At 73.7% G+C, this 18,764-nt stretch carries 20 protein-coding genes; 16 read left to right on the forward strand and 4 right to left on the reverse strand.

The genetic code is table 11. From position 1 onward, the window contains the following. Positions 1-30: 30 nt before the first annotated feature. Positions 31-543 carry a DUF3515 domain-containing protein gene (locus ACIQTO_RS33070; RefSeq protein ID WP_402395978.1) on the reverse strand — a complete coding sequence of 171 codons (513 nt, stop codon included), beginning with the start codon at positions 541-543 and terminating at the stop codon, positions 31-33. A 20-nt stretch (positions 544-563) separates the two neighbouring features. Next, positions 564-797, reverse strand: a complete 234-nt coding sequence (locus ACIQTO_RS33075; RefSeq protein WP_380576452.1) for an Lrp/AsnC family transcriptional regulator — start codon at positions 795-797, stop codon at positions 564-566. A 217-nt stretch (positions 798-1,014) separates the two neighbouring features. On the opposite strand from ACIQTO_RS33075, the gene ACIQTO_RS33080 reads away from it, so the two are divergent. The 3 genes from ACIQTO_RS33080 to thiD all read left to right on the forward strand — a co-directional run bounded on the left by ACIQTO_RS33080 (position 1,015) and on the right by thiD (position 4,064). Further along, complete coding sequence (locus ACIQTO_RS33080) at positions 1,015-1,980, forward strand: thiamine-phosphate kinase (RefSeq protein ID WP_402395981.1); 966 nt, start codon at positions 1,015-1,017, stop codon at positions 1,978-1,980. Positions 1,981-2,168: 188 nt separating this feature from the next. After that, the gene (locus ACIQTO_RS33085) at positions 2,169-3,194 is read left to right on the forward strand and encodes a 6-phosphofructokinase (RefSeq protein ID WP_402395983.1); all 1,026 of its coding nucleotides are present in this window, start codon (positions 2,169-2,171) and stop codon (positions 3,192-3,194) included. A 24-nt stretch (positions 3,195-3,218) separates the two neighbouring features. Further along, entirely contained in the window at positions 3,219-4,064 is an 846-nt protein-coding gene (gene thiD / locus ACIQTO_RS33090) for a bifunctional hydroxymethylpyrimidine kinase/phosphomethylpyrimidine kinase (RefSeq protein ID WP_402395986.1), read from the forward strand. A 154-nt stretch (positions 4,065-4,218) separates the two neighbouring features. Here thiD and rpmB read toward each other — a convergent pair whose 3' ends face one another. Beyond that, positions 4,219-4,404, reverse strand: a complete 186-nt coding sequence (rpmB, locus tag ACIQTO_RS33095; protein WP_014138233.1) for a 50S ribosomal protein L28 — start codon at positions 4,402-4,404, stop codon at positions 4,219-4,221. Between the two features lie 299 nt (positions 4,405-4,703). On the opposite strand from rpmB, the gene ACIQTO_RS33100 reads away from it, so the two are divergent. The 10 genes from ACIQTO_RS33100 (at position 4,704) to mutM (ending at position 14,811) form a co-directional block, all read left to right on the forward strand. Further along, positions 4,704-6,386, forward strand: a complete 1,683-nt coding sequence (locus ACIQTO_RS33100; RefSeq protein WP_402395989.1) for a DAK2 domain-containing protein — start codon at positions 4,704-4,706, stop codon at positions 6,384-6,386. A gap of 98 nt (positions 6,387-6,484) precedes the next feature. Next, on the forward strand, positions 6,485-8,713 hold the full coding sequence (gene recG / locus ACIQTO_RS33105; protein WP_402395991.1) for an ATP-dependent DNA helicase RecG: 2,229 nt from the start codon (positions 6,485-6,487) through the stop codon (positions 8,711-8,713). A gap of 124 nt (positions 8,714-8,837) precedes the next feature. After that, entirely contained in the window at positions 8,838-9,368 is a 531-nt protein-coding gene (locus tag ACIQTO_RS33110) for a hypothetical protein (protein ID WP_402395993.1), read from the forward strand. Between the two features lie 159 nt (positions 9,369-9,527). After that, positions 9,528-10,112 (forward strand): 16S rRNA (guanine(966)-N(2))-methyltransferase RsmD, encoded by a 585-nt coding sequence (rsmD, locus tag ACIQTO_RS33115; RefSeq protein WP_402395995.1) that lies wholly within the window; start codon positions 9,528-9,530, stop codon positions 10,110-10,112. Between the two features lie 49 nt (positions 10,113-10,161). After that, positions 10,162-10,656 (forward strand): pantetheine-phosphate adenylyltransferase, encoded by a 495-nt coding sequence (gene coaD / locus ACIQTO_RS33120; RefSeq protein ID WP_380576403.1) that lies wholly within the window; start codon positions 10,162-10,164, stop codon positions 10,654-10,656. Positions 10,657-10,855: 199 nt separating this feature from the next. Next, positions 10,856-12,061, forward strand: a complete 1,206-nt coding sequence (locus ACIQTO_RS33125; RefSeq protein ID WP_402395998.1) for an ATP synthase F0 subunit B — start codon at positions 10,856-10,858, stop codon at positions 12,059-12,061. Between the two features lie 151 nt (positions 12,062-12,212). After that, the gene (locus ACIQTO_RS33130; RefSeq protein ID WP_380576405.1) at positions 12,213-12,881 is read left to right on the forward strand and encodes a YceD family protein; all 669 of its coding nucleotides are present in this window, start codon (positions 12,213-12,215) and stop codon (positions 12,879-12,881) included. A gap of 2 nt (positions 12,882-12,883) precedes the next feature. Then, positions 12,884-13,057, forward strand: a complete 174-nt coding sequence (gene rpmF, locus ACIQTO_RS33135) for a 50S ribosomal protein L32 (protein ID WP_188303282.1) — start codon at positions 12,884-12,886, stop codon at positions 13,055-13,057. A gap of 20 nt (positions 13,058-13,077) precedes the next feature. Continuing rightward, positions 13,078-13,866 (forward strand): ribonuclease III, encoded by a 789-nt coding sequence (rnc, locus tag ACIQTO_RS33140; protein ID WP_380576406.1) that lies wholly within the window; start codon positions 13,078-13,080, stop codon positions 13,864-13,866. Positions 13,867-13,917: 51 nt separating this feature from the next. After that, on the forward strand, positions 13,918-14,811 hold the full coding sequence (gene mutM / locus ACIQTO_RS33145; RefSeq protein WP_402396002.1) for a bifunctional DNA-formamidopyrimidine glycosylase/DNA-(apurinic or apyrimidinic site) lyase: 894 nt from the start codon (positions 13,918-13,920) through the stop codon (positions 14,809-14,811). Between the two features lie 37 nt (positions 14,812-14,848). Here the strand turns inward: mutM and ACIQTO_RS33150 are convergent, their stop codons facing one another. Then, positions 14,849-15,769 carry a hypothetical protein gene (locus tag ACIQTO_RS33150; RefSeq protein WP_402396005.1) on the reverse strand — a complete coding sequence of 307 codons (921 nt, stop codon included), beginning with the start codon at positions 15,767-15,769 and terminating at the stop codon, positions 14,849-14,851. Positions 15,770-16,108: 339 nt separating this feature from the next. On the opposite strand from ACIQTO_RS33150, the gene ACIQTO_RS33155 reads away from it, so the two are divergent. The 3 genes from ACIQTO_RS33155 to ACIQTO_RS33165 all read left to right on the forward strand — a co-directional run bounded on the left by ACIQTO_RS33155 (position 16,109) and on the right by ACIQTO_RS33165 (position 18,469). Beyond that, a complete protein-coding gene (locus tag ACIQTO_RS33155; protein ID WP_402396008.1) occupies positions 16,109-17,488 on the forward strand; it encodes a hypothetical protein in 1,380 nt (459 codons plus the stop codon). Positions 17,489-17,636: 148 nt separating this feature from the next. Beyond that, positions 17,637-18,134 (forward strand): winged helix-turn-helix transcriptional regulator, encoded by a 498-nt coding sequence (locus ACIQTO_RS33160; RefSeq protein WP_402396010.1) that lies wholly within the window; start codon positions 17,637-17,639, stop codon positions 18,132-18,134. 35 nt (positions 18,135-18,169) lie between these two features. Further along, on the forward strand, positions 18,170-18,469 hold the full coding sequence (locus ACIQTO_RS33165) for an acylphosphatase (RefSeq protein WP_402396013.1): 300 nt from the start codon (positions 18,170-18,172) through the stop codon (positions 18,467-18,469). The last annotated feature ends 295 nt before the right edge of the window (positions 18,470-18,764 follow it).

Raw genomic sequence — 18,764 nt, forward strand, 5'->3', positions numbered from 1 at the left:
TCCCGGACCGCCCTGCCGCCGTCGCGGCCGCTACGGGATGTTGGCCTTCACCAAGCCGTTGAGGGCGGCGACCGGGTCGAGCGGATTGGCGAAGGACCCGCCGGGGACGGTCACCTCGACGTTCGCCCGGCGCAGCGTGGTGGTGAGGCGGTAGCCGCCGTCGTCGAGCTTCTCGGACCACCAGGTGACGCCGTCGATGGTGGGGGAGATGTCCTCGGCGTGCTCGCCGTTCAGCTCCTCCGGCCGCTCCACGCCGCAGCGCAGCACGACGCGCGGCGAGCTGGCCCAGGCGGCCACGTACGGGGACGCGGGCGACGGGTCCTCGCGGGCGTGGCCGAGCAGGTCCTGGGGCAGGGCCGCGGCCAGCGCCTGGCAGTAGGTGGCGGCCCTGCCGGTGGGCGTCGGCACCTCGATCTTCGCGGGCGCGCCCCAGCTGCCGAGCAGCACCACGACGGTGCAGCTCAGCGCCAGGGGCAGGGCGAGCCACCGGACGGGGGCCGGCAGAGCTGCCAGGAAACGGGGGACGCGGGGTTCTCGGGCCACCCGGCGATGGTAGCCGGGGCTTACAGGTGGACCACCGGACAGGTGAGGGTGCGGGTGATGCCCTCGACCTGCTGGACCTTGGCCACCACCAGGCGACCGAGGTCGTCCACGGTCTCGGCCTCGGCCCGCACGATCACGTCGTACGGGCCGGTGACGTCCTCGGCCTGGAGGACACCGGGGATCCCGGCGATGGACCGGGCCACGGAGGTGGCCTTGCCGACCTCGGTCTGGATCAGGATGTATGCCTGTACCACGGGGGGACCTCCCGGCGGCTGGGTACGGGGGACGGCGCCGTGATCGCCCGATCGGGCGTCGGGGGTGGGGAACGGGCTCACCGGCATTCCGATCACCACGCTACCGCGCAGCGGGCCGGGGAGGGGAGACTTCCGCACCTCCGGAGGGCGTACGCTGCGCGCGGGGGAGCGGGGGCGCACGAGTTCTGATTCCGATGGAAACGCGAGAGGACGGCAGATGCAGGGGACCGTGGGCGAGCTCGGCGAGTTCGGACTCATCAGGGAGCTGACGGCCCGGGTACCGCTCACCGACGCGGTCGACCTCGGTCCGGGTGACGACGCCGCGGTGGTGAAGGCGCCGGACGGCCGGGTGGTCGCCACCACGGACGTCCTGATCGAGAACCGGCACTTCCGCCGGGACTGGTCGACCGCCTACGACGTGGGCCGCAAGGCCGCCGCCCAGAACCTCGCCGACGTGGCCGCGATGGGCGCGGTGCCCACCGCGATCCTGCTCGGCCTGGTCGCCCCCGCCGATCTGCCCACCACCTGGGCCACCGAGCTGATGGACGGGCTGCGCGACGAGTGCCAGGTGGCCGGCGCGACGGTGGTCGGCGGCGACGTGGTGCGCGGTGATGTCATCACCCTCGCCGTCACGGCGCTCGGCGACCTCCAGGGGCGCGCGCCCGTGACGCGCGCCGGGGCCCAGGTGGGCGACGTGGTCGCGGTCACCGGCTGGCTCGGCTGGTCCGCCGCCGGGCTGACCGTGCTGCAGCGCGGCTTCCGCTCGCCGCGGGCCTTCGTCGAGGCGCACCGCCGGCCCGAGCCGCCGTACCACGCGGGCCCGGCCGGGGCCGAGTTGGGCGCCACCGCGATGGTCGACGTCAGCGACGGGCTGGTGGCCGACCTCGGCCACGTCGCCCGGGCCAGCGCGGTGGACATCGACCTGCGGGCCGCGGACTTCGACGTCCCGGCGCAGATGGCCGACATCGGGCAGGCGGTCGGGGTGGACCCGCTGGTCTGGGTGCTCTCCGGCGGAGAGGACCACGCGATCGTGGCGACCTTCCCGCGCGGTGTCCAACTCCCCGCCCGCTGGCGCGTGGTGGGTGAGGTGACCGGCCGGGCCCGGCCGTCGCGCGGCGGCCGGGTGACGGTGGACGGCGAGCCCTGGGACCGGGTCGGCGGCTGGGACCACTTCGCCGAGTGACCGGCGCTCCGGTCGCCGCGACGAGTGGGTGACGGGAGGCGGCGGTCACTCGGGGGCGCGGGTGACGCTCCGCGCGAGCGGCGCACCGGTCCGGGCGGGCGGACCGCGTAGGCTTGCGCTCGATCGGGCCCACCCGCCCTCAGGCGCGGGTGGTCTGAACCACTGCGGAGCGGGAGAGCACAGCCACCATGCGCATCGGTGTCCTGACCAGCGGCGGCGACTGCCCCGGACTCAACGCGGTGATCCGCTCCGTGGTGCACCGGGGGACCGATGTGCACGGCGACGAGATCGTCGGCATCGAGGACGGCTTCCTCGGCCTGATCGAGGGCCGTACCCGGCCGATCTCGCACGACGACGTCACCGGTCTGCTGACCCTCGGCGGCACCATCCTGGGCTCGGCCCGGGTGCAGCGCGACCGGATCGCCTGGGCGGTGGAGAACGCGCAGACCCTCGCCCGGGACATCGGCATCGAGGCGCTGATCGCGATCGGCGGCGAGGGCACGCTGACCGCCGCCAAGATGTTCAGCGACGCCGGGCTGCCGGTGGTCGGTGTGCCGAAGACCATCGACAACGACATCGACGCGACCGACGTCACCTTCGGGTTCGACACCGCGGTGCATGTCGCGACCGACGCGATCGACCGGCTGAAGACCACCGCCGAATCGCACCAGCGGGTGATGGTGGTGGAGCTGATGGGCCGGCACACCGGCTGGATCACCCTCACCGCCGGGATGGCGGGCGGCGCCCACGGCATCCTGATCCCGGAGAAGCCCTTCGACATCGAGGCGGTGGCCCGGATGGTCGAGGACCGCTTCTCCCGGGGCAAGAAGTTCGCCATCATCGCCGTCGCCGAGGGCGCGGCTCCGCTGCCCGGCACGATGCGCTTCGACCACGGCGACGTCGACCAGTTCGGCCACCGGACCTTCGGCGGGATCGGCAACCGGCTCGCCAACGAGTTGGAGAACCTGCTCGGCAAGGAGGCCCGGCCGGTCATCCTCGGTCACACCCAGCGCGGCGGCACCCCCACCGCCCGGGACCGGGTGCTCGCCACCCGCTTCGGCTGGCACGCGGTGGAGGCCGTCCACAAGGGTGCCTTCGGTCACTTCACCGCGCTGCGCGGCAACGACATCGAGCTGGTGCCGGTCGCGGAGGCGGTCACCCACCTCAAGACCGTGCCGCAGGACCGCTGGGCGGAATCCGAAGCCGTGCTCTGAGGCGGCGCGGGTAGGTTGGGTCCCATGCCCCTCCCGTCCTCCGCCCCCGCTCCCGGCGGCCGCCCCCCGGCCGGCCCCTCCTCCGCACCCCCGCGGGTGCTCACCGTCGCCGGATCCGACTCCGGCGGCGGCGCCGGCATCCAGGCCGACCTCAAGGCGATGCTGGCCCTCGGCGTGCACGGCATGAGCGTGATCACCGCCGTCACCGCGCAGAACTCGCTCGGCGTCCAGGGCTACTGGGAGCTGCCGGCCGAGGCCGTCCGGGCCCAGTTCCGCAGTGTGGTGGACGACATCGGGGTCCAGGCCGTGAAGACCGGCATGCTCGCCTCGATCGAGCTGGTCGAGACCGTCTCCGAGCTGCTGGCCGGGGTCGACGCCCCGGTGGTGGTCGACCCCGTCGGCGTCTCCAAGCACGGCGACGCGCTGCTGGCCGCCGAGGCCGTCGCCACCGTCCGGGAGAAGCTGCTGCCGGTCGCCACCCTCGCCACGCCCAACCTGCACGAGGTGACGCAGCTCACCGGGCGCACCGTCGAGGACGAGGCCCAGATGCTCGACGCGGCGAAGGCCCTGCTCGACCTCGGGCCGCGCTGGGTCCTGGTGAAGGGCGGGCACCTGGAGGGCGAGGCCGCCGACCTGCTGTACGGCGGGCCGGGGGAGGAGCACTGGTACCGCGCGCCCCGCTACGACAACCGGCACACCCACGGCACCGGCTGCACGCTGGCCAGCGCCATCGCCGCCGGACTGGCCAAGGGCGAGCCGCTGCCCGCGGCGGTGGCCTCGGCGAAGGCCTACATCACCGGCGCGATCGCCGGCGGGTTCGCGCTCGGGGCCGGCATCGGTCCGGTCGACCACGCCTGGCGCTGGCGCTGAGCGGACCGGCCGGAAACGACCACGGGCGGGCCCGAGGGCCCGCCCGTGGAGGCTCCGAGCATGCTCGGAGGAACCGGCCGGTACTGAGAAACAGGAAGCCGGTCCACCCGAGGATGGACCGGCTTCCTGGAGGACCGGCTTACCGGTCTGCGCGTCAGCGCGAGACCTTACCGGCCTTGATGCACGAGGTGCAGACGTTGAGCCGCTTCGGCGTCCGCCCAATCACAGCGCGCACCGTCTGAATGTTGGGGTTCCAACGACGGGGGGTACGGCGGTGAGAGTGGGAGATGCTGTTGCCGAAGCCCGGCCCCTTGCCGCAGACGTCGCAGTTGGCAGCCACAGGAGTCACTCCAAGACTTCAGATCATTTACGTTCGAAACCCCGCCAACCCACCGGAGCACTCACGTGAACCAGATCAGATCAATGGGGTGAGCCTGGACTGTTCCAGGCAACCGGAAGAGCATACAACGCTTGCTTCCGTTCAACGAAACTACCACGTCTGCGCAGGTGATCGCTGCCCTCGCCGCTTCCGGCGGCCGCCCCCGGCCCCCGATAACCTGCCGGTACCACCCCTCGCCGCTGCCCTGACCGTGTCGCCGCCCGTCAGGCCATCACGGCGTCCCACCCGGAGGAGACCTGGTGCTGACCACGCTCGACGCCCCGGCCGTGCGCAGCTGGTGCCAGCTGGCCCTGCGCGCGCTCGGCCAGGCCCGCGAGGAGATCGACGCACTCAACGTCTACCCCGTCCCGGACGGCGACACCGGCACCAACCTCTATCTGACCGTGGAGTCGGCCGCCGCCGCCGTGGAGAGCCGCTTCACGGACCCGGCGGGCGGCCCGGCCCCCGGGCTGGCCGAGGCCGCCCGGGCGATGGCCAGGGGCGCGCTGGTCGGCGCCCGGGGCAACTCCGGCGTGATCCTCGCCCAGTGGCTGCGCGGCACCGCCGAGCAGCTGGCCCGGGGCGGCGGCGCCGACCAGCTGCGCGCCGCCCTCCAGCAGGCCGCCGACTCCGCCTACCAGGCGGTCGCCGAACCCGTCGAGGGCACCCTGCTGACCGTCGCCCGGGTGGCCGCCCGGGAGGCGACCCGGGCCGGTGACGGGCTCGCCCAGGTCGCCGACACCGCCTACCGGGCGGCCCGGGACGCGCTGCGGCACACCCCCGAACAGCTCGCCGTCCTGGCCGAGGCCGGTGTGGTGGACGCCGGCGGACGCGGCCTGGTCGCCGTCCTCGGGGCGCTCGCCGACGCCGTGGCCGGCCACCAGCCGATGGGCCCGGTCGCGCTGCGCGGCGACGTCCGGCCGGCCGAGAGCTTCGAGGGCCCGCCCGTCGGCCGCCGCCGCCCTCCCTCCGGCGCGCGGTGCGAGACCCCCCATCTGCGGCCGGCCGGTCCGGGACACCCCGCCTTCGAGGTGATCTACCTGCTGGACGCCCCCGACGAGGCGCTGCCCGCCCTGCGCGAGCGGCTCGCCGCGCTGGGCGACTCGCTGGTGGTCGGGGGCGGCGACGGCCTCTGGAACGTCCATGTGCACGTGGACGACGCGGGGGCCGCGGTGGAGGCCGGGCTCGGCGCCGGGCGACCGCACCAGATCCGGATCACGCACTTCGCCGAGGCCGCCGCCCGGTCCGGCACCGCCGACGACCGGGGCGAGCGCGAGGAGCGCACCCGGGTGGTGCTCTCGGTGGTCTCCGGCCCGGGCCTGGCCGAGCTCTGCGAGCAGGCCGGCGCCGTCGTCCTGCACGCCGACCCGGACCGCCCGCCGGCCAGCGCCGAACTCGCCGCCGCCGTCCGCCGGTCGGCCGCCCGTGAGGTCGTCCTGCTGCTCAACGACCCCGAGCTGCGGGCCGCGGCGGGGGCCGCCGCCGATCAGCTGCGCGAGGAGGGGGTGCGGATCGCCGTCCTGCCCACCCGCTCGCCGGTCCAGGGCCTGGCCGCGCTCGCCGTGCACGAGGCCGGCCGGCGCTTCGACGAGGACGTGGTCGCCATGACCTCCGCGGCCGGCGCCACCCGGTACGCCGAACTCGCCGTCGCCGAGGGGGAGTCCTGGACGATGGCCGGGGTCTGCCAGGCCGGGGACGTGCTCGGCCTGATCGACGGGGACGTGGTGGTGATCGGCACGGGCCCGGCCGAGGTCGGGGCGGGCGTGCTCGACCGGATGCTCGGCGGCGGCGGCGAACTCGTCACCCTGATCCTCGGCGAGGGCGTGGACGAGGAGCTGGCCGAGCGGCTGGTCGCGCACGCCCGGCACCGGCGGCCGGAGGTCGACGCGGTGGTCTTCCACGGTGGCCAGGAGTCCGCGCCGCTGCTCATCGGCGTGGAGTAGCGGGCGGGCGGCGTTCCGCCGCGGGCCGGGCGCGGCGGGCGGCGCCGGGCAGCGGGTGGCGCCCGGAATGTCGGTCCGGTGGTGTAAACAAGGGCCTGATGGGCGCTCTCGATGAACCACTGACCAAGCTCGTCGGCGACCGTACCGCCAAGGTGCTCGCCGACAGCCTCAAGCTGCGCACGGTCGGGGACCTGCTGCACCACTATCCGCGCCGCTACGTCGAGCGCGGCCAGCTCACCAGCCTGGACGAGCTGGAGATCGACGAGCACGTCACCGTGCTGGCCCGGATCGAGAAGGTCACCCTGATCCCGTTCCGCGGCCGCAAGGGGGACCGCCTGGAGGTGGTCGTCACCGACGGCCGCAGCCGGCTGTCGCTGGTCTTCTTCAACCAGGGCTGGCGGCAGAAGGAGCTCCGGACGGGCGCCCAGGGCCTGTTCGCCGGCAAGGTCGGTGTCTTCAACCGCAGCCGTCAGCTGGTCTCGCCGGACTACCAACTGCTCGACGAGGACGCCGGATCGGACGCCGCCCGGCAGTTCGCCGGCCGGCTGATCCCGGTCTACGGCGCCAGCGCCCAGATGCCCAGCTGGAAGCTGTCCATCTGCGTCGAGACGGCGCTCACCAAGCACCTGGGCGACGTCGGCGAACCGCTGCCCGCGGAGCTGCGCGACCGGCACGCGCTGATCCCGCTGCCCGAGGCGCTGGAGCTGATCCACCGCCCGCGCGGCCAGGCCGACCGCGAGCGCGCCCAGAGCCGGCTCCGCTGGGACGAGGCCTTCGTCCTCCAGGTCGCGCTCGCGCAGCGCCGGGCCGCCGACTCGGCGCTGCCGGCCAAGCCGCGCCGGGCCCGCGAGGGCGGACTGCTGGACGCCTTCGACGCCCGGCTCCCGTTCACCCTCACCGACGGCCAGCTCAAGGTCGCCGCCGAGATCTTCGCCGACCTGGCCACCGAGCACCCGATGCACCGGCTGCTCCAGGGCGAGGTCGGCTCCGGCAAGACGCTCGTCGCGCTGCGCGCGATGCTCGCCGTGGTCGACGCGGGCGGCCAGGCGGCCCTGCTGGCGCCCACCGAGGTCCTGGCGCAGCAGCACCACCGGTCGATCGTCGAGATGATGGGGGACCTGGCCGAGGGCGGCCTGCTGGGCGGCTCGGACCTCGGTACCCGGGTGGTGCTGCTGACCGGCTCGATGGGCGTCCCGGCCCGCCGTCAGGCGATGCTGGACATGGCCTGCGGGGACGCGGGCATCGCGATCGGCACCCACGCGCTGATCGAGGACAAGGTGCAGTTCCAGGACCTCGGCCTGGTCGTGGTGGACGAGCAGCACCGCTTCGGCGTCGAGCAGCGGGACGCGCTGCGGGCCAAGGGCGAGCAGCCGCCGCACCTGCTGGTGATGACGGCCACCCCGATCCCGCGCACCGTCGCGATGACCGTCTTCGGGGATCTGGAGACCTCGGTGCTGGACCAGCTGCCGGCCGGTCGCTCGCCGATCTCCACCCATGTCGTCCCGGCCCTGGAGAAGCCCAACTTCCTGGCGCGGGCCTGGGAGCGGGTCCGCGAGGAGGTGGCCAAGGGCCACCAGGCCTACGTGGTCTGCCCCCGGATCGGGGACGAGGACCCCGCCGACGCCAAGAAGAAGCGCAGGTCCGCGCCGGCCGGGGACCTGGAGGACCTCACCGGCGCGGAGCCGGACGCGGGCGCCGGGAGCGACGAGCGGCGCCCCCCGCTGTCGGTCGTCGAGACCGCCGAGAAGCTGGCGAAGGGCCCGCTGGCCGGGCTGCGGGTGGAGATCCTGCACGGCCGGCTCGCGCCCGACGCCAAGGACGAGGTGATGCGCCGGTTCGCGGCCGGCGGGGTGGACGTCCTGGTGGCGACCACGGTGATCGAGGTGGGTGTCAACGTCCCCAACTCCACCGCGATGGTGATCATGGACGCCGACCGCTTCGGCGTCTCCCAGCTGCACCAGCTGCGCGGCCGGGTCGGGCGCGGCAGCGCGGCCGGCCTCTGCCTGCTGGTCAGCGACATGCCGGCGGGCAGCGCCGCCCGGGCCCGGCTGGAGGCGGTGGCCGGCACCCTGGACGGCTTCGAGCTGTCCCGGATCGACCTCGAACAGCGGCGCGAGGGCGATGTGCTGGGCCAGGCGCAGTCCGGGGTGAAGTCCTCGCTGAAGGTGCTCTCCGTCCTGGAGGACGAGGAGGTCATCGTGACGGCCCGCGCCGAGGCCACCCGGCTGGTCGCCGAGGACCCGGGGCTGACCGCCCACCCGGACCTGCGCACCGCGTTGGAGAGCCTGCTCGACGCCGACCGCGCGGAGTACCTGGAGAAGGGCTGAGCCCTTCGGGAGCCCGGGCGGCCGGGTCGTCGGCCGGTCGATTGTCAGACCCCCGCGAGAGAATGTAGTTGTTCAGGGCGCACCCCCAAGGTGCGTACCTGGCACGACACTTGGGGGTCCTGCCATGGCATTCCGTCATCTCAACGAGCTCCCGCTGGGCGACAAGGTCTTCCGGATCGAACTCGCCAGCGACGACGACCGCGAGGTCACCCTCACCCTCACCGGCTGGCGTGAGGGGGCGGCCGCCGCGCCGCTCGCCTCGGGCAAGCTCCGCCTGCCGGTCGAGGACGTCGCCTCGCTGCGGATCGCGCTCAACCGCGCGCTCCGGGCGCTGGCGATCGTCGCCGATGTCTCCGAGCCCATCCCCGACCGCGACGTGCTGCGTGAGCTCTACCCCGGGCACGGCGCCCCCTGGGTGCCGCAGCACGAGGAGGAGCTGGTCCGGCGGTTCCACGACAGCGAGACCGTCGCCCGGATCGCCGCCCGCTTCGGCCGCACCCCCGACTCCGTCCGCACCAAGCTGCGCGAGCTCGGGCACGACCCGCGCCGCCCCGAGTACTGCCCGCCCGACGGCTGCCTCTCGTGGTCCCGCTACGCCTCGCCGGCGCTGCTCGGCGCGGCCGTCCCGGCCCGGCCGGCGGCGGACGCGGGCTGATCCGGTGCCCGCGGCCCCCGTGGTGGGGCCGCGGGTCCGGGGCGCGTCCGCGCACCGGTCGGACGGTCGGCGCTCCGGGGTGTTCGCGGCCTCGGGGCGCCCCCGTCCGCCGGGGCCGTATAGCGTGGTCGGGCAGCGACGAAAGGACCTCCCACCACCATGACCCGCGTCATCGCCGGGGCGGCCGGCGGCCGCCGGCTGGCCGTACCGCCCGGCCGGAGCACCCGCCCGACCTCCGACAAGGCCCGCGAGGCGATGTTCTCCACCCTGGAGGCGCTGCGCGGCACCCTGCACGGGGCCCGGATGCTGGACCTGTTCGGCGGATCGGGCGCGGTCGGCCTGGAGGCGCTCTCCCGCGGCGCCGAGCACGTCCTGCTGGTCGAGGCCGACGGCCAGGCGGCCCGGGTGATCCGGGACAACGTCCGGACGGTCGACCTGCCCGGCGCGGTGGTGGTGGCCTCCCGGGCCGAGAAGGTGATCGCCGGCCCGCCCCCGGAGACCGGGTACGACCTGGTCTTTCTCGATCCGCCCTACGTCGTCACCGACGACGAGGTCCGCGAGATGCTGATCACACTCCTGGCCGGGGGCTGGCTCGCGGCCGACGCACTCGTCACCGTGGAGCGCAGCACCCGAGGCGGCGAGTTCGGCTGGCCCGAGGGCTTCGAGGTGCTGCGCTCGCGCCGCTACGGCGAGGGCACGCTCTGGTACGGTCGCGCCGCCGCCGAGGCCCGCCCACACTCGTAGCGGGCCGAGGCCCGCAGGACCCGTCACCCCACGAGGGAGCATCCACGCCATGCGCCGCGCCGTCTGCCCCGGATCGTTCGACCCGATCACCAACGGTCATCTCGACATCATCGAGCGGGCCTCGAAGCTCTACGACGTGGTGCATGTCGCGGTCGCGATCAACCGGAACAAGCAGGGCATGTTCACCATCGACGAGCGGATCGCGCTGATCGAGGAGACCACCGCCAAGTACGGGAACATCGTGGTCGAGTCGCACCTCGGTCTGCTGGTGGACTTCTGCCGGGAGCGCGGCATCCCGGCGATCGTCAAGGGCCTGCGCGCCGTCAGTGACTTCGACTACGAGCTGCAGATGGCCCAGATGAACCACGGGCTGACCGGCGTCGAGACGCTCTTCCTGCCGACCTCGCCGACGTACAGCTTCCTGTCGTCCACGCTGGTCAAGGAGGTCGCCTCGTACGGCGGCGACGTCTCGCACCTGCTGCCGGAGACGGTGCACCGCCGGCTGGTCGAGCGGATCGCCCAGCGGAAGGCCGAGGCCCGGTAGCGGCCCGGCCGGCCCCGAACCGGTCCGTTTCTGCCGATTCGTCACCACTTGTCCCGGGCCCGGTTCGATGGCCCGGTCCGGGCGTTGTGACCTCGCCCCGCAGTGGCCGTAAAGTCTGAGTTCCTGCCCTGCGGTGAGGTCCACCGCGCCGGGCCTGCCTCCGCCGGACCGTCGGCGGCACACGGAAAGACGAAGCCCCGTGGACGTGCAGAACAAGGTCGACGAGATCGTCGCGGCCGTCGAGAACGCCCGCTCGATGCCGATGTCGGCCTCCTGTGTGGTGAACCGGGCCGAGCTGGTCGGTCTGCTCCAGGACCTCCGGGCCGCGCTGCCCGCCGAGCTGGCCCAGGCCCAGTCGGTGATGGCCGACCACGAGCAGGTGGTCGCCGGCGCCGAGGCCGAGGCCGAGCGGATCATCCAGGGCGCGCACGCCGAGCGGGGCTCGCTGATCTCCGACACCGAGGTGGTCCGCCGGGCCCAGGCCGAGGCGGACCGGATCCTCTCCGAGGCGCGGGCCGAGGTCGAGACCAAGCGCGCCGAGGCCGACGACTACGTGGACAGCAAGCTCGCCAACTTCGAGGTCGTGCTCACCAAGACGCTCGGCGCGGTCGGCCGCGGCCGGACCAAGCTGCGCGGTGACGCCGGCGTCTTCGAGACCGGGTACGAGGGCGAGGGCGACGGCGAGGAGTTCCGGCCGCAGCCGCGGATCACCCCGAGCCCCGAGGTCGACGAGTACGTCGATGTGAAGCTCGCCACCCTGGAGAACGTCCTCAGCGCGACCCTGGAAGCGGTCGGCAAGGGCCGTGACAAGTTGCTCGGCAAGGCCCCGATCGACGAGCTGGGTGCCTACCTGGCCGCCGCCGACCAGGCCCAGCAGGCCAAGAACCGCGCCGAGGCGGTCGCGGCGGGCTTCGCCGCCGACCCCGACGGCGAGGAGGTGCCGTGGTACCGCGAGGAGGTGCCGCAGCAGCAGACCTGGCCGGAGCAGACCCCGGCCGCGGCCGGCTGGCAGGCCCCCGGCGCGGACCAGTACGCCGCCGCGCAGCAGCCGGGCGGGCAGTACGCCGAGGTCTACGGCGGCGGCTTCGACCCGGCGGGCCAGGGCGATCCGTACGGCGGCCAGTACGGGTACGGACAGCAGCAGCAGTCGCAGCAGCCGCAGGGCTACCCGGTCGCGCAGGAGCAGAGCGGCTACGGCTATCCGCAACCGCAGCAGGGCTACACGGCGCAGCAGTACGACGCCTACGGCTACCCGCAGCAGCCCGCCAACCCGCCGGCCGTCGCGCAGCAGCACCAGCACCAGCAGCCCCAACAGCAGCAGCAGCAGCCCGGCCTGGACGAGACCAGCTTCTTCGACACCAGCATGATCGACATGACCAGGCTCCGGGAGCTCGGCGGCCGCTGAGCCCGGTCAGCGGCCGGGACCGAAGTTGGGCCTGGCCGAAGACTCCGGTAGTCTGACCACTCCGGCCTCTCCGTGCCGGACCCGTCGGTCTGCCCGCGCATCGTCCGGTGAGCAGCACCGCGCATCAGTTTTCTCAGGAAGTCAGGACACCTTGAACCGCCTCGACCACCGCGACCCCCTCGTGTTCGACACGCACGAGCTCGGTCGTCGCCCGGGCTCGCTGCGCAAGGTGTCCCGCACCCTGGAGGCCCCGGAGGGCCTCGGGATCATTGATGTGATCGGCGTCCCGGAGAAGAGCGAGCTGCGGTTGGAGCTCCGCCTGGAGTCGGTGGTCGAGGGTGTGCTGGTGACCGGCACCGCCGAGGCCCTGATCGAGGGCGAGTGCGTGCGGTGCCTGGAGCCCGTCGAGGATGACATCGACGTGGACTTCCAGGAGCTGTACTACTACCCGGAGTCCGACGAGCGCCACCGCGCCCGGACCGCCGGGACCGAGGACCTCGACGAGGACTCGGAAGAAGAGACTTACCGTCTGGAGGGCGATTTCTTCGACCTCCAGCCGGTGCTGCGTGACGCGGTGGTGCTCGCACTGCCGCTGCAGCCGGTGTGCCAGGAAGACTGCCTGGGCCTGTGCTCCGAATGCGGAGCGCGCCTGAGCGACGACCCGACGCACCACCACGACGCCGCCGACCCCAGGTGGGCGGCACTGCAGGGACTCTCCGCCACCCCCGGCGACGAGGCCCGCGGCGAAGTCGCTGATCGGCGGCGGGGAATCAAGCACAGCGACACCCGTGAGGGTGCCGCCGAGAACCAGGAGAAGTAGCCGTGGCTGTTCCGAAGCGGAAGATGTCGCGCAGCAACACGCGCCACCGCCGTTCCAACTGGAAGGCCGTCGTTCCGGCCCTCGTGGCGTGCGACAGCTGCCACGAGCCGAAGCTCGGCCACATCGCGTGCCCGAGCTGCGGCACGTACAACCGTCGCCAGGTCCTCTCGGTCTGATCGGCGGGGTGTACGGATCGATGTCGGACAGTAACTCTTCCCGCAAGGCGACCATCGCCCCGAAGGCCACTTCGGGCGGCGGAAAGGCCGGCGGGCCGGCTTCGACCGAATACGACGTCCTGGAAGGGCGCCTCGGGTACACGCTCGAGCGCGCCCTTCTGGTGCGTGCCCTGACCCACCGCTCGTTCGCGTACGAGAACGGTGGGCTGCCCACCAACGAGCGCCTGGAGTTCCTCGGCGACTCGGTGCTGGGCCTGGTGGTGACCGACACCCTCTACCGCGTCCACCCGGACGTCCCGGAGGGCACGCTCGCCAAGCTGCGCGCCGCGGTGGTCAACTCCCGCGCGCTCGCGGACGTCGGCCGGGGCCTGGAGCTCGGGACGTTCATCCGCCTCGGCAAGGGCGAGGAGGGTACCGGCGGTCGCGACAAGTCGTCGATCCTCGCCGACACCGTCGAGGCCGTGATCGGCGCCGTCTACCTCGACCAGGGTCTGGACGCGGCCACCGAGTTCGTCCACCGCCTGTTCGACCCGCTGATCGAGGAGTCCTCGCAGCTGGGCGCCGGCCTGGACTGGAAGACCAGCCTCCAGGAGCTCACCGCCTCGGTGGGCATCGGAGTGCCGGAGTACGTGGTCGAGGAGTCCGGCCCGGACCACGAGAAGACCTTCACCGCCGCGGCCCGGGTGGCCGGCGAGGACTTCGGAAGCGGCGTCGGCCGCTCGAAGAAGGAAGCCGAGCAGAAGGCCGCGGAGAGCGCCTGGCGGGCGATCAAGGAGAAGTACGCCGACCGCCTGCCCGCCGGGACCTGAGCACGCAGTAGCCTTCCTCCTGCAGATCACCGTCGCAGGAGGCTTGTTCCCGTGCCCGAACTCCCCGAGGTAGAAGTCGTCCGCCGAGGTCTGGCGAACTGGGTCGCCGGGCGGACCGTCGCCGGCGTCGACGTGCTGCACCCGCGCGCCGTGCGCCGCCAGGCGGCCGGGGCGGCCGACTTCGCCGCCCGGCTGACCGGCAGCACGCTCGGCTCCGCGCAGCGCCGCGGCAAGTACCTCTGGGTGCCGCTCTCCGGCGCCGCCGCCGGGGCGCCGGCCGGCGGGTTCTCGCTGATCGGCCACCTCGGGATGAGCGGCCAACTCCTCGTCCAGGACCCGTCGGTGCCCGACGAGAAGCATCTGCGGGTGCGGCTGCGGTTCACCGACGGCGGCCGCGAGCTGCGCTTCGTCGACCAGCGGACCTTCGGCGGGCTGGCCGTCGAGGAGGCCGAGGACGGCGACCCGGAGGGCACGCCGCTCTCCATCGCGCACATCGCCCGGGACCCGCTCGATCCGCGCTTCGACGACGCCGCGTTCGTGGCCTCGCTGCGGGCCCGGCGCACCACGGTCAAGCGGGCGCTGCTGGACCAGACCCTGATCAGCGGGGTCGGCAACATCTACGCGGACGAGGCGCTCTGGCGCTCCAGGCTGCACTACGACCGCCCGACCGGCTCGCTCACCCGCCCGCAGGCCGCCGTGCTGCTGGCCCACGCGCGGGACGTGATGACGGCCGCCCTCGCCGTCGGCGGCACCAGCTTCGACAGCCTCTACGTCAACGTGAACGGCGAGAGCGGCTACTTCTCCCGGGACCTCGACGCCTACGGCCGCGAGGACGAGCCCTGCCGTCGCTGCGGCACCCCGATCCGCCGCGCCGCCTGGATGAACCGCTCCAGCTACTTCTGCCCCCGCTGCCAGCGCGTGCCGCAGGCGCGCAACGGGCGCTGAGGCCCGCCGGATCCGGTCCGGCGGGCCCGTCCGGGGGCTAGCGCTTGGTGAGTTCGGGCTGCGGGTGGTCCGACCCGGCCGGGCCGTGGGTGTCCTGGCCGAAGTAGGCGACGCCGACCGCCGCGACCACGGCGAGCAGGAATCCCACCACGCCGAGCCAGGCCAGGCCGTCCTTGGAGGAGTCGCCGAGCCAGATGACGCCGACGGCCCCGGGCAGCACCGTCTCACCGACCACCAGGGCGGCGGTCGCGCCGTTCACCGAGCCGATCTGCAGGGCGACGGTGTGCACGTACATCCCGCCGATGCCGCCGACCAGGATCGCGTACAGGGCCGGGTCGGAGAGCAGCGCGCCGAGCTCGAAGGGCTGGACGCCGTTGAGGATCCGCACGCCGACGCCGAGCGCGCCGAAGCCGAGGCCGGAGAGCAGACCGGCGACGATCGCGCCGTTGGCGCCCATCCGCCGCACCAGCAGGCCGCCGCCGACCAGCAGCACGGTGGTGATCAGCAGCAGCCACCAGTGGAAGGCCATCGGCGCGTGGTGGCCGCCCTCCGGTCCGGCGGAGACGGCCAGCAGCACCAGCGCCGAGCAGAGCACGCCGATCGACGCCCACTCCAACTGCTTGAGCCGGATGCCGAGCAGCTTGATGCTCAGCACCGCGGTGATCACCAGGTTGGCGCTGATGATGGTCTGGGAGAGGAACAGCGGCAGCAGCCGCGCGGCCAGCGCGCCCAGGCCGAAACCGATGAAGTCGAGGACCGTGCCCAGGATGAACTCCCAGGTGACGGCGGCCTTCGCGGTGGAGGCGAGGCTGGGCCCGCCGTGCGCGGTGACCCCGGCCGAGTTGCCCCCGGCGGCGGCCTCCTCCCGGGCGGAGCGACGTGATCCGACGGCCTGCAGGACCGAACCGGTGCCGTAGCAGGCGGAGGCCGCCACGGCGGTGACGAGGCCGATGAACACCCAGTTGCTCCGATCGGGAGAAGTGGTCAGGAGGAGGTGGGCGGACCCAGGTACGGCCACCACTATGCCTGGTCGCGGGACGGGGTCCGATCGCCCGGCGGGCTGCCCGGCGACTGCTCGGCGGACGGCCGTGGGCCTGCCGTGGGCCTGCCGTGGGCCTGCCGGGACGGACGACCGGGCCGGCGGCCGGGTTCCCGCGGCGGCCGGTCTCGGGGGTGGCCCGGGGAAACATCATCCCCGAGGAGGGCGGCGACCCCGGCGGACGGTGGGGGTGCGCGGGCCCGCCCGTACGCGAAGGGGATGCCCCTCCGGCGGGCCCGGCGGGGTAGCGTCGATGACATGAGAACCCTTGCTCGACGACGTTCCCGGAGCGCCGGGGCATCGGCCCTGGTGGCGATGGTGCTCGGGCTGCTGCTCGTGCTGGCCCCGGCGGCCTCCGCGGCCGGCGGGCTGGACGACGCCACCGCCGCGCTCAAGCAGGGCCAGGTGTACGTCGACCCGGCGATGGCCGGCCGGTTCAGCCAGAGCCAGGCCGACGCCCTGACCGAGAAGATCCGCAGGACGGACAAGCCGATCTTCATCGCGGTGGTCCCGGCGACCGACGCGTACGGCGCGAACACGGTGATCCCGGACCTGCGCACCAAGGTCGGCATCACCGGCGTCTACGGCATCTGGCGGGGTGACCAGTTCCAGGCCCGCTCCGACAAGGCCGCGCTGCCGACCGCGAGCGCCGAGCGGATCGCGGGCGCGTCCCTGCGCTCGCACCCGGGCGACATCGACGCGACCCTGAACGACTTCGTCGGCACTGCCGCCCCCCAGGTCAAGGGCCACGGGGTGAACAGCGACTCCGGCGGCATGTCGACGGCGGCGGTGGTCGTCCCGCTGGCCCTGCTGGCGCTGGCCGGCACCGGCGTCTTCCTGCTCTTCCGCCGCTCGAAGAACCGCAAGGAGGAGCGGCGCCGGGCCGAACTGGCCCAGCTGCGCCGGGTGGTGGACGAGGACATCACCGCCTTCGGCGAGGAGCTGGACCGGCTCGACTTCAGCCCGGGCGCCCCGGACGCCGACGACGTCCAGCGCGCCGACTACACGCACGCCCTCGACTCCTACGAGCGGGCCAAGCGCAGCATGGACGAGGCCAAGGGCCCGGAGGACGTCAAGCCGGTCACCGAGGCACTGGAGGACGGCCGGTTCGCCCTGGCCACGCTGGACGCCCGGCGCGCGAAGCGGCCGGTGCCGGAGCGGCGTCCGCCGTGCTTCTTCGACCCGCGGCACGGCCCGTCCGTCCAGGACGCGGACTGGGCCCCGGCGGGTGGCGCGGCGCGCACCGTCCCGGTCTGCCGGGCGGACGCCGACCGGCTGGCCACCGGGCAGGACCCGGAGGTCCGGACGGTGCCGACCGAGCACGGTCCGCAGCCGTACTGGAACGCCGGCCCGGCGTACGGTCCGTGGGCGGGCGGCTACTTCGGGGGCTTCGGCGGCGGCGGTCTGCTGCCGGGTCTGCTGGTCGGCACGATGCTCGGCTCGATGATGAGCTCCCCGGCCTACGGGTACGACGGTGGCGCCGGCTATGACGGCGGCTCCGGGTACGAGGGCGGCGACTTCTCCGGCGGTGACTTCAACTCCGGTGACTTCGGCGGTGGCTTCGACGGCGGCGGTGGCTTCGACGGCGGCGGCGGCTTCGACGGGGGCGGTGGCGACTTCGGGGGCGGGGGCTTCTGACCCCGTCGTCGCGAGGACCGGGCCCGCGGCCCCGCCGGTGAACGGCGGGGCCGCGGTGCTGTGCGCGGGGCCGCGCCGCGCGGCCCTCCGTGGGTGGGCCCGCACCGATTGGGTTTGAGAATGCAACCCTGTGTGGCAGGCTGGTGGTGTGACCTCCCCCACGCCTTCGGCCCCGCCCGCCCTCCCCGGCCGGCCCTGCTCGATCGCCGCCGCGCTGCACGTGGTCGGTGAGAAGTGGGCCCTGCTCGCCGTCCGCGAGCTGTTCTACGGCAACCACCGCTTCGACCGGATCGCCCGCAACACCGGCGCCCCGCGCGACCGCCTCACCGCCCGGCTGCGCGCGCTGGAGGAGGCCGGCGTGGTCGAGCGCCGCGCCTACAGCGAGCGGCCGCCGCGCTACGAGTACCACCTGACCGAGGCCGGCCGCGATCTCGCCCCGCTCACCCAGGCACTGCTCGGCTGGGGCGACCGCTGGCTGCTCCCCGAGCCGCCGGTGAGCTTCGAGCACGCCCCCGGCGGGCACGAACCGCACCCCTACGACCCGGCCTGGGTCTGCCGCACCTGCGGCCAGGAGGGCCGGCGCGCGGACCTCCAGGTGGAGATCCACAGTCCGGGCTGGACCGTGGACGGCCCGACGGCGCCGTAGCGCGGGCCGTGACCCGGCCGGATAGGGTCGGGCCCATGCACGGTCGCGACGCACACAGTGATGAACCGGTCCGGGTGACCGCCTGGGTGCGGGGCAAGGTCCAGCAGGTCGGCTTCCGCTGGTGGACCAGGGCCAGGGCGCTGGAGATCGGCCTGACCGGCTATGCGAGCAACCTCGGCGACGGCCGGGTCCAGGTGGTGGCCGAGGGGTTCGCCGCGGACTGCGAGCACCTCCTGGCCCTGCTGCGCGGCCCGGACACGCCCGGCGGCGTCACCGGTGTGACCGAGATCTGGACGGCCGTCGGCACCGGCTACCCGGGGTTCGAGATCCGCTGAGCGGGGTGCCGCCGGTGGTGGCCCTCCGGCCGGGGTCCGGTCCCGTGAAATGATCGGCGGCCTTCGGTGTCATACGGTTGCCATCTGGGCAGACTCGTGGTTGACTCCGCATCGAACGATGATCCACGAGCAGATGGTGGACCGGCCCGAGGCCGCCCGGTGTGACCACACCGCCAGGCAGGTGACAGGGGCGCGGTAGCGTGCGGTGATCGTGTTGACCCTTTCCGTCTTTGGTGAGACGCTGGAAACCCGCGCACACGACCGCGTTTACCCGGTAGGCGCACGCCCTCGTGAG

Origin of the sequence: Kitasatospora sp. NPDC091207 (genome assembly GCF_044768625.1) — a bacterium.
GTDB lineage: Bacteria > Actinomycetota > Actinomycetes > Streptomycetales > Streptomycetaceae > Kitasatospora.

What these genes read in the sequence shown, in the direction of transcription:
- ACIQTO_RS33165 (WP_402396013.1), top strand. Translation starts at nt 18,170, where the DNA reads ATGCACGGTCGCGACGCACACAGTGATGAACCGGTCCGGGTGACCGCC.
- coaD (WP_380576403.1), top strand. Translation starts at nt 10,162, where the DNA reads ATGCGCCGCGCCGTCTGCCCCGGATCGTTCGACCCGATCACCAACGGT.
- rsmD (WP_402395995.1), top strand. Translation starts at nt 9,528, where the DNA reads ATGACCCGCGTCATCGCCGGGGCGGCCGGCGGCCGCCGGCTGGCCGTA.
- thiD (WP_402395986.1), top strand. Translation starts at nt 3,219, where the DNA reads ATGCCCCTCCCGTCCTCCGCCCCCGCTCCCGGCGGCCGCCCCCCGGCC.
- ACIQTO_RS33155 (WP_402396008.1), top strand. Translation starts at nt 16,109, where the DNA reads ATGAGAACCCTTGCTCGACGACGTTCCCGGAGCGCCGGGGCATCGGCC.
- ACIQTO_RS33080 (WP_402395981.1), top strand. Translation starts at nt 1,015, where the DNA reads ATGCAGGGGACCGTGGGCGAGCTCGGCGAGTTCGGACTCATCAGGGAG.
- ACIQTO_RS33110 (WP_402395993.1), top strand. Translation starts at nt 8,838, where the DNA reads ATGGCATTCCGTCATCTCAACGAGCTCCCGCTGGGCGACAAGGTCTTC.
- ACIQTO_RS33085 (WP_402395983.1), top strand. Translation starts at nt 2,169, where the DNA reads ATGCGCATCGGTGTCCTGACCAGCGGCGGCGACTGCCCCGGACTCAAC.
- rnc (WP_380576406.1), top strand. Translation starts at nt 13,078, where the DNA reads ATGTCGGACAGTAACTCTTCCCGCAAGGCGACCATCGCCCCGAAGGCC.
- recG (WP_402395991.1), top strand. Translation starts at nt 6,485, where the DNA reads ATGGGCGCTCTCGATGAACCACTGACCAAGCTCGTCGGCGACCGTACC.